This is a genomic window from Roseofilum sp. (assembly GCF_982964205.1).
The window spans coordinates 1-9,244 of sequence record NZ_CEZBFX010000160.1 but is presented as its reverse complement, the minus strand read 5'-3'; the positions used below and the strand labels follow the sequence as shown (position 1 = coordinate 9,244).

Below are 9,244 nucleotides of genomic sequence, written 5' to 3'. Positions count from 1 at the left end.
CTTACTCTCTTCAGTTTATCTCATTTATGTATCACTGTTAACCGAATCGACTATATTTAAGGATTGTCTAGTTTGCTGGTAATGGATAAGCCTTCAACAATGATAGATGGGGTATAACAAGAGCCATTCCATTCGCGATCGCCGCCCAACTCTATTACATTTCGCAGACAGTGATAGATATTTCCCGCTACCATGGTGTCCTTCACTCGACCTACAATTTCTCCATTCCGAACTCGATAACCCAAATCTACATTAATCGAAAAGTCTCCGGAAATTCCTCCTCCTGTGCCTAAAATTTGATCCACAATTAGAGCATCTGGTAGGGAAGCAATTAAGTCTTGTAGGGTCTGTTTTTCACCAGAGGAAACAATCAGATTATACAGAGAGGGGGTAGGATAACTGCCTAAGCTTGGTCGAAACCCATTGCCGGTGGTTCCGGTTCCCAACTGGCGACCTGTGGTGCGATCGCACAAGAAATGTTTCACCACCCCATTTTCAACAAAGATCAGGGGTTGGGTTGGCTCTCCTTCATCATCAAACGGACAGCTATAGGGCCCCATTTGAGGGTCTTGGGAGAGGGTAAGCTGGGATGAGATCGCCTGTTCTCCCAGTTTTTCGACCCAAGGGGACGATCCTTCAAAGACTTGCTTACCATTGAGAGCAGCGCTAAGAGTTTCCCAGACTAAATCTGCTGCTTTGGCTGTAAACAGAATGGGGACGCGCCCCTGTGGGGCGGCAACATTGCGCTCACAGGCTTTGATGTGGTCTTGGATTCTAGACACTATGGCTCCTAAATTGAGGGTATCCCGTTGCACTTGTCCATCACTAATGCTGCAAAAATCATCACTGCGTACCCATTCCACCGTGAGATAACCACTGAGGGTGGTATCCGTATAACTACAATCGAGACCTTGAGAGTTGAGCAGGCGAGTACTTTCTGCTTCAGTATCGAGTTCGGCACTACAGAGGATATCACCATGGGTTTTTCGCAAGCGGGCGATCGCGTCTTCTCCCCAGTCTAAGAGTTGCTTGCTCTCTACCCAAGTCCCCAGATCGGGATAAACCTGTTTACATCCAGAGGTTAACTCCACATATTTTGATCGCTCTTGGAGTTCGGAAAGGGCGATCGCCTTTTCAACTAATTGTTCTGGTGCAATTGAACCATGGGATACAGCTAATCCCGGTTTACCTTTTTTCCATAAGCGTAGAGCAACCCCTTCACTGTGGTGAGTGAGGACACTTTTTAGGCGGTTCGCTTCAAAGAGAATGGGAATTGAATGGGATTTGGATAAAAAGACTTCTGCTGCTTCTGCACCATTTCGGGCAGCTAAATCTAATAACTGTTCACCATAATCATCCCAAGAGGCTTCAGACGGATCGAGAATGGAGGGGGAGCTAGATGCCGAAAGTAAACTTTCCGCGATGCGATCGCCCCTTGAACTGCAATCCTCTCGATCGGTTAACTGTTGATTCCCTGTGCGATCGTTCACGCTCCGTTCTCACCCTCCCTAGGATTGTGGCTGTAGATTCACTGTACCAAAAAATGGAGTCTATAAAAGCTACAATCGGCTCTGGAGTCCGATCTCGATCGCCCTTTTCCTCCAGGGGTTGGCGATCGAGAAATATCCTTAATCCGGATGGGTTTGTAGTCTTACCCCTACTAATTCTAGCTCTAGACTTGTATTTCCATTCCACGTATTTTCCCGTAAGCTGTAGGCGATATCCAATCGAGAGGGGAGAGGAAAATAATCTTGCCAACGCCAGGCAATCGCCTTCAAAATCCGTTTCGATTTTTCCTGGTTCAAGGTCAGCTTAATATGTCCTTTGCCAACAATTTTTTGCTCCAAAATGCGGACATCTGGAGTCCAGAAGATGGGTAAATCATTTTCAATTCCACAGGGATGTAAGCGATCGATTTGCCCATATAAATCCAGATCCAATTGACTAAAATCCGCTAACCCGTCAATCCGAATTAAGGGTTTTAGCCATTGGGGTTGTAAACACTGATGGGAAAAATCGCTCAGTTGAATTTTAAACCGTTCTAAATTTTGGCTCGGTAAAGAAAATCCGCCCGCTGCTTTATGTCCTCCATATTTCTCTAACAGAGCGTCACAGTATTCTAACGCTTCAAAGACATGAAATTCAGGAATTCCGCGTGCCGAACCCCGAATGCGATCCTCATCTTCATAGGTTCCTAGAAAAACGGGAACACCATAGCGCTCGACTAAACGAGAGGCGACAATCCCAATTACGCCATGATGCCAACCGGGTTGAACTAAGACCAATACTCGGTCATCATAGAGTGGAATTTTTTCCGTTTGAATGATATCAATGGCTTCTTGGGTGATTTGTTCGCAAAGCTCTTGGCGACGGCGATTAATTTGCTCGCATTTCATCGCTTGTTCTAAGGCAAGTCCGGGTTCATCTGTGGTTAATAGTTCGATGACAATTTGGGGATCGGATAAACGACCGATCGCATTAATCCTTGGCCCGAGACGAAACCCAATGTCTTCTGGTTTAAGGGACTTCTGGCGATCGCTCACTCCAGAAACCTGAATTAAAGCTTGCACTCCTGCCAGTTCTGAATGGGGTAAACGTCTAAGTCCCCGCTTTAACCAACGACGATTAACCCCGGTTAAGGGGGCGAGATCGGCGATCGTGCCTAATGTAAATAATTCTAAACAGAGGGGATAAAGGGCTTTGGCTTGTCCCAACTCTTGTGCTAAAGTGATTGCTAAGATGTAGGCTACCCCAACTCCGGCTACTGAAGCGTAAGGAGAAGTATTTGGCAATAGTTTCGGATTTAAAATAGCGCGGGCTGGCGGTAATTGGCTCGGCAGTTCATGGTGATCGGTAATAATCACAGTTAAGCCTAATTCTACAGCCCTGACAATGGGGTCATAAGCAGCAATTCCATTGTCTACCGTAAGGATAATCTTGACTCCTTCTTGATGAAAGTCTTCCACAATCCGGCGATTAATTCCATAACCCTCACTCATGCGACTGGGAATGGCATAATCGACCTGAGCGCCCATATATTTTAAGCTGCGTAATAATAGGGCGGTACTGGTCATGCCATCGGCATCATAATCTCCACAGATAGCAATTTTTTGTCCTTGGGCGATCGCCCCTTTCAGTAAAGTCACACTGTTTTCTAAATCTGGGAATTCCGCCAAGGGATGGGGCAATTGAAGCCGATCCGGATTCAGATATCCTTGGGCATCTGGGAGCGTTTGAATCCCTCGATTGTGTAAGACTTGGGCAATTAACGGCGATAAATTCACCTGTTGGGCAAAGGATTCAATTTCTGGATCTGGCTCAAAAATCTGCCATCGTTGCTGAGGAAGTCGCGCCAGAGTTCCTAAACGTCGAGTTAAGCTTTTTTGGGGAGGTATTGGCGCAGAGAGAGAATTTTTTTGACTATCCATCAAACAGTTAGGCCAGATTTATCTGGATTTAGCCTATCATATATAGCGCTGTGCGCTAGGGAATAGGGAATGGGGAATAGGGAATAGGTTTCAGTATTAAACCCTGTCCTAACTGACGCTTTCTCTGCTATAGCAGGCAAGCTGTAAGGTTGGTGCTGCGGAGAATAGAAAACCGGTTGCTGGCGATCGCCAAAAAAATATCGGGTGGCATCAACCACCCGATCGCGACATATCCAATCCAAACCCGGATTTACGAATCGGCTTTTTGCCCCCCCGTTACCTGAGAGGTTAAACCAGAAATATCCTTGTAGAGTTCTTGGCGAGTCGAAGCTTTGAGCAGATAGCGCCAAACAAACCAAGCGGTATAAACAATTCCCACCAGTTCAAAGAGGGGAGCAAGAGCAAAGCCCAGAAGGGGAATATGATTAACCGCATCTAATATCGCTAAGGTGAGGTAAACAGAGATCAAAGCCGTTATCACCAGAGCTACGTTGATTAAGGGTTTTTGATAAGTAACAAAGAACTCACCGATATAGTCCGTTAACCGAGAGAGAATAGTCAGTACTTGATCGACGGTTTGTTGTCCGGAGGAAGAAGCCATAACGGGAGAGGAGGTAGGAGATTCGACTAACTCAGCTTTAGGAGTGGGAACAGGAGCTGATACCGGAGCTGGGCTAGGAGTTGAGGCTGGAGTCGGGGTTTTTTCAGGTTCTTTACTTTGCATAATGTTCTCAATCTCAATCAGATTAAAGGGTCTGGGTGAGGAGCGTTAAGTGGTCACTAACCAGATTAGCCTATTGCACTAATGCTCAGACCTCCTTGAGACTAGAGCAGAGTTCGATCGTTGGCAAGAGGCAAGCCATAGCGAGTGGGCAATGGGCAGCAGGCAATAGGCAATGGGCAATAGGGAAAAATAAAGGTGCGTTAGCTTAGGGTAGCGCACCTGGGAGAGAATCTAGCACTTCTTAAACAGAAGTATAGAAATTATGGGGTTTATGGGGTGGTTTCTTCAGCAGCTTCGGTAGACTCAGGCGAGTTGTTGAGTCGTTCGAGTTGCTGTTGGCGGAATTTAGCGGCAGCATCATCTAAATTTTCTTGTTGGTCGATGCTGAATTGTTCGGGGTCTCTCAAATGGTTTCCCCGCTGGAGGTTGTGCATTAAGTCAAAGAATTGGCCATTACCTCCCTGGCTGGAGAATACACTAGAACCCCCATCTTGGGTTTGGATATCTCCTAGGGGATCGAGGATAGTTTGGGCAGAACTGGCTTGAGCAAACAGAGCCAAGCTCAGGCCAGTGAGTAGGGTAAACAGGGTGTACTTTAAAGGTTTGATGGACATGGAACCTCCGGAAAATTGCGAATTAGGATAAACGACGACGCAGTAGGGGTTGAATTCCGAGGAGGGCGATCGCATCAACGCTCAAGAGTACCAGTAAACACCCTCCCAGAGAAATGTCACCCCAGGGAGCAGCCATTACCATACTACCGAATCCCCAATCGGAATGAGTATAAAGATAGCGAATTGGCTCGATAGCATAACTGAGCGGATTTAAGCTAGAAACAATTTGTAACCAGTAGGGCATAAAGGAGAGGGGAGCTAGGGCGCTACTGGCAAAGAGTAAGGGCAGGTTAACGACGAAAATCACAGCGATCAGTTCAATATGGCCGGGAAGGGCAAAGCTGAAGCCTAAACTGACTCCGGTTACTCCTAAGACCAATAAGAGAATAATCAGGGTAATGAGCGCGAGTCCTGAGAAGGTGGGAAATCCTGCACCCAGAAAAATCCCAGAGATCGTGATGACGGCGGTTTGAATCAGGGCTAGGGTGACAATATAGATAGCGCTAGCCAGGACAATGGAGTAGCGAGAGCTTAAGGGAGCGACTAACAGACGGTTGAGAAAGCCAAACTCGCGGTCAAACATGACGGGGAGTCCGGCATTGAGGGCACCGGAAAATGCGGTAAAGACAATTACGCCAGCGCCGAGGAATTGCCCATAGTTGAGGCGATCGCCTAAAAATCCTTCTGGGGCATTTTGAAACAGCGCTCCAAACAGGATTAACCACATCAGGGGCTGAATGACTCCAGCAACAAGGGTGGTTGGACGGCGCTGGAGTTGGATAAACAGGCGTTTGGTGAGAGCAAGGGTTTCTTGCACCAGTTCGCCAAACGAGAATTGAGAACGTTGTTTCAGGGTGCTGATATCCAGGTCAAGATTGGATTGAGGGGATGTGACAGTCATAGGTATCTTGGTTAAGAATTCACAGTTAGGAATGCTCTTTGATTCGAGATTAACGCATATTTTGTTTCTGTTCTTTCTTCAAATCCCGTGTCCCGGCGGCAGCTAATTCGGCATCCAGGAGCGTCTGTCCTGTAGCGGCCAGGTAAACATCATCTAAACTGGGTCGAGATTGGGCAATACTAAATAAGGGTAATCCTGCTTGATTCAAGGATTGCTGCACTTCAATCAATACGGTAGATTCAGTGGCAGCCGGATCGGGATTGACCACCAGATTTAAGGAGTTGCCTTGAGCGCTGTTGATAATGACCTCTTGAACGTTCGGTAAGGCTTGCAAGAGGGTTTTGGCTTGTTCGGCTTCATCTGGGGGACAAAACTCGCGAATTCGTAGGGTGATGCGATCGCCTCCCACTTGCGTTTTCAGTTCTGAAGGTGTTCCGCAAGCAATGACTTTACCTCGATCGATAATAGCGACGCGATCGGCTAAAATGTCCACTTCTTCTAAATAGTGGCTCGTAATCAAAATTGTGGTTCCTGACTCTCTCAATTCCCGCAGAAAGTCCCACACCACCACTCGACTTTCAATATCTAAGCCGACCGTCGGTTCATCTAACACTAATACCTTGGGTTGGTGCAACAGTCCAGCCGCCAAGTCTAGGCGTTTGCGAATCCCCCCTGAATAGGTTCCTGTTTTCTGATCGGCATACTCTTGGATACCCAACCGGTTAATCATCTGTTGGACGCGATCGCCAATTTCCTTCCCAGGAATATGATACAGAGCAGCTTGCAGGTTCAGTAATTCCCGACCCGTTAACACCTTATCCAGAGCCACTTCCTGAGCCACATAGCCTAACAATTGTCGAGTCGCTCTCGGATACTCCACAACAGAAATTCCTGCTATTTCTAGCTTTCCACTATCCGGAGTGCTGAGGGTACATAAACAACGCAGAGTCGTCGTTTTTCCGGCTCCATTGGGCCCTAGCAAACCGAAAATTTCTCCGGCCCGAACGTCTAGGGATACATCTTTCACCGCATCAATGTTGCCATATCGTTTTTTGAGATTTTGAATCAGAATCGCTGGAGTCATGAGGTTTAAGGGAGTATATAGACCAGGGAAAAGTCACAGGAATAACCCCTCTAGATAGTATTCTAGAGGGGAGAAAGGAGAGAGAGTCACTACTACCAAACTTGACACTTGCTGTCCACTAGCTAACAGCAAAGGAAATAAAGATAAGAAGTCCAACCAATACTGCGGCGATACTCCCCATAATTACATATTGGGTTTTTTGAGCTTGGGTTGGAGGTTCTGCTTGATATACTTTGGGTTCTTGGGCAAAGTTATTGAGACGGCCACCTTCTTCTGTGGTATATGGCATTTTATTAACTCCTGCGCTTGTTTATGATAACCATCTTAACATTTATTTACAAACTTGGCTAGGGTCGAGAGAAAATTTTTCTTCGAGAGTAGGAAGATTAGATCGGACTCCCTAGAGATTTGCGACATAGAACAGAGAAACGCTATATAATCTCCTAAATGACGTTTGGATTTCTCAACCTCAATAAACCCCCCGGTTACACGTCCCATGATTGTGTGGCACGGGTTCGTCGCTTATTACACACCAAGCGGGTGGGCCATGGAGGAACCCTAGATCCTGCGGCGGTTGGGGTTCTGCCTATTGCTGTAGGGAAAGCAACCCGTCTGTTGCAGTTTTTACCTCAAGATAAAGGGTATCAGGCCACAATTAAGTTTGGTCTGCGGACAGAAACGGATGATTTAGAAGGAGAGGCGATCGAAAGTCAACCGGTTCCCGATCTAAGTTTAGAGTCGATTCAGTTGGTTTTAAGCCAATTTCAGGGCAAGATTGAACAAATTCCTCCGATTTATAGCGCGATTCAGGTGGGAGGAAAGCGTTTGTATAAATTGGCTAGACAGGGGGAAGTCGTTCAAGTGCCAGCACGGACGGTGGACGTGTACGATCTTCAAATTCTTGATTGGCGGCCGGGGGACTTTCCAGAGTTGGATGTGGCGATCGCCTGTGGGCCAGGAACCTATATTCGGGCGATCGCCCGCGACTTAGGCGATCGGGTGAACGCGGGGGCAACGTTAGCTCAGTTAACCCGCACCCAAAGCAGTGGATTTCGTTTAAGCCAGAGTATGACTTTGGAGGAGTTGGAAACCCAAGTAGAGCAGCAAACCTTTACCCCCATTTCGGGTCATGTTGCCTTAAGTCATCTTCCAGAGTGCATTCTTTCCCCGTCCCAAGTGCGCTCCTGGTTCCATGGCCAACAATTATCCATCTGTGATGAAACACTCTCCCGGACAGTAATGCGCGTCAGCTCCCAAACGGGCGAGTTTCTGGGTATTGGAGAACTTGAGCAAACTGATTTACAGTGGGTTTTACATCCGAAAGTTGTTTTTTCTTAAATCAAGGAAATTGGTGTGCCCAGAATTCTGACCTTATTAACTGATTTTGGTCTTCAAGATCCTTATGTGGGAGTAATGAAAGGAGCGATCGCCCAAATTAATCCCCAGATCGCAGCGATCGATCTCACCCATGACTTACCCAGGCAAAACTTAGTGGCTGCTCGGTTTGCGCTGATGAATGCTTATCCCTATTTTCCCGATGATACGGTGCATGTCGCAGTTGTCGATCCGGGAGTGGGAGGAGATCGACGGGCGATCGCCCTAGAACTTGCCCAAGGGTTTTTAGTCGGGCCAGATAATGGTATATTTAGTGGCATTCTCAGCCAATATCCCCTCATCAAAGCCGTAGAACTAACCAATGATAACTATTGGCGATCGCCTAATCCTAGCACGACCTTCCACGGCCGGGATATTTTTGCTCCTGTAGGCGCTCATTTAGCCAATGGAGTGCCGATCGAGCAGTTGGGAGAGGCGATCGATCCCCATACCCTAGTTAACCTTTCCCTTCCCTCCTATACCCAAGAGAAACCGTATATTCGAGGAGCAATCCAATCCATTGACCATTTTGGTAACCTAATTACCAATATTCCTGGAGAAGCCGTCAATGATGTTCCTTGGTCGGTGATTTTGAATGAAGAAATTATTATCGGCGCTCAAACCTATAGCGATCTACCCATTGGTCAGGCGATCGCCCTCATCGGTAGTCATGGCTGGGTAGAAATTGCCGTTAATTGCGGTAATGCCGAAAAAGAACTAAGGCTCACTTGGGGCGATCCAGTTCAATTACTGATCTACACCGAATGAGCCGATGAGGTTTGGAATCCATCAATTCTTCAGCTAAAGAAGACCAAGATTGGAAGGAGTCAATCCATAATAATCCATAATAATCCATAGCAGCCCAGGTAAAAATGACTGTGACGTTTTACTTGACGTGACTGTTCTTTTTGACGGGCAAGATAGGAATTGATGGACATTTTTCCCCAAACCATCCCTTGTAATATCGTACCATTTCTCTATGAAGTTGCGCTTAATAAGGCATCGACCAAGTAGTCCCATCCAGTTATCGAGGCGATCATTACCTTACAGTTCGGCATTCATTACTATAGTCATTCCAATTAAAAACCAGCAGTATAATAAGAGGAAATCTAAGGGAGT

At 46.8% G+C, this 9,244-nt stretch carries 10 protein-coding genes; 2 read left to right on the top strand and 8 right to left on the bottom strand.

Annotation, left to right across the window (positions count from 1 at the left end):
* Positions 1-56: 56 nt before the first annotated feature.
* From AC3A14_RS23020 to psb34, 8 genes are all read right to left on the bottom strand, one after another.
* On the bottom strand, positions 57-1,385 hold the full coding sequence (locus AC3A14_RS23020) for a TldD/PmbA family protein (RefSeq protein ID WP_413039262.1): 1,329 nt from the start codon (positions 1,383-1,385) through the stop codon (positions 57-59).
* Between the two features lie 243 nt (positions 1,386-1,628).
* Complete coding sequence (recJ, locus tag AC3A14_RS23015) at positions 1,629-3,428, bottom strand: single-stranded-DNA-specific exonuclease RecJ (RefSeq protein ID WP_318735641.1); 1,800 nt, start codon at positions 3,426-3,428, stop codon at positions 1,629-1,631.
* Complete coding sequence (locus AC3A14_RS23010; RefSeq protein ID WP_318719150.1) at positions 3,428-3,670, bottom strand: hypothetical protein; 243 nt, start codon at positions 3,668-3,670, stop codon at positions 3,428-3,430. Before AC3A14_RS23010 ends, recJ begins: the two co-directional genes overlap by 1 nt.
* 8 nt (positions 3,671-3,678) lie before the next feature.
* Entirely contained in the window at positions 3,679-4,152 is a 474-nt protein-coding gene (locus tag AC3A14_RS23005) for a CAAD domain-containing protein (RefSeq protein ID WP_318701363.1), read from the bottom strand.
* Positions 4,153-4,421: 269 nt separating this feature from the next.
* Positions 4,422-4,766, bottom strand: a complete 345-nt coding sequence (locus AC3A14_RS23000; RefSeq protein WP_318701364.1) for a hypothetical protein — start codon at positions 4,764-4,766, stop codon at positions 4,422-4,424.
* Between the two features lie 22 nt (positions 4,767-4,788).
* Positions 4,789-5,673, bottom strand: coding sequence for an ABC transporter permease (locus AC3A14_RS22995; RefSeq protein WP_413038636.1), 885 nt, complete (start codon positions 5,671-5,673; stop codon positions 4,789-4,791).
* Between the two features lie 43 nt (positions 5,674-5,716).
* Complete coding sequence (locus tag AC3A14_RS22990; protein ID WP_318735644.1) at positions 5,717-6,751, bottom strand: ABC transporter ATP-binding protein; 1,035 nt, start codon at positions 6,749-6,751, stop codon at positions 5,717-5,719.
* A gap of 118 nt (positions 6,752-6,869) precedes the next feature.
* Entirely contained in the window at positions 6,870-7,040 is a 171-nt protein-coding gene (gene psb34 / locus AC3A14_RS22985; RefSeq protein WP_318701367.1) for a photosystem II assembly protein Psb34, read from the bottom strand.
* Positions 7,041-7,198: 158 nt separating this feature from the next.
* Here psb34 and truB point away from each other — a divergent pair, with 158 nt between their 5' ends.
* Positions 7,199-8,089 carry a tRNA pseudouridine(55) synthase TruB gene (gene truB, locus AC3A14_RS22980; RefSeq protein ID WP_318735647.1) on the top strand — a complete coding sequence of 297 codons (891 nt, stop codon included), beginning with the start codon at positions 7,199-7,201 and terminating at the stop codon, positions 8,087-8,089.
* Positions 8,090-8,104: 15 nt separating this feature from the next.
* Positions 8,105-8,893, top strand: a complete 789-nt coding sequence (locus AC3A14_RS22975; protein ID WP_318735649.1) for an SAM hydrolase/SAM-dependent halogenase family protein — start codon at positions 8,105-8,107, stop codon at positions 8,891-8,893.
* Positions 8,894-9,244 lie beyond the last annotated feature (351 nt).